At 41.4% G+C, this 261-nt stretch carries 1 pseudogene; it reads left to right on the forward strand.

Annotated elements, in window-relative coordinates:
* Positions 1–261 (forward strand): annotated as a pseudogene (locus RYX56_RS23335) (sporulation protein YunB); the annotation flags it as partial.

Consider the following 261-nt stretch of genomic DNA (forward strand, 5'->3'; position numbering starts at 1 on the left):
GTATTACTGGTCAATAAAGGCATTGAACCAACATTAATGCGTTATGCGAAATCAGAAACACGTAATATTGCTTCGATTGTTATCAACCGGGCGATTACCAAACGAACAACGAGCGTTGGGGAGAATAATGAAGCCATTATTATATCACCTGGGGAAAATGGAACTGGGCAAAATGCCGAGCTCAATACGGATTTCATCAACCGGGTATTAGCGGAAACAACTGCACAAATTCAAAAAAATCTTAGAGCGGCAAAACAGGGG

The organism is Alkalihalophilus lindianensis, assembly GCF_032843265.1.
Lineage (GTDB): Bacteria > Bacillota > Bacilli > Bacillales > Bacillaceae_D > Alkalihalophilus > Alkalihalophilus lindianensis.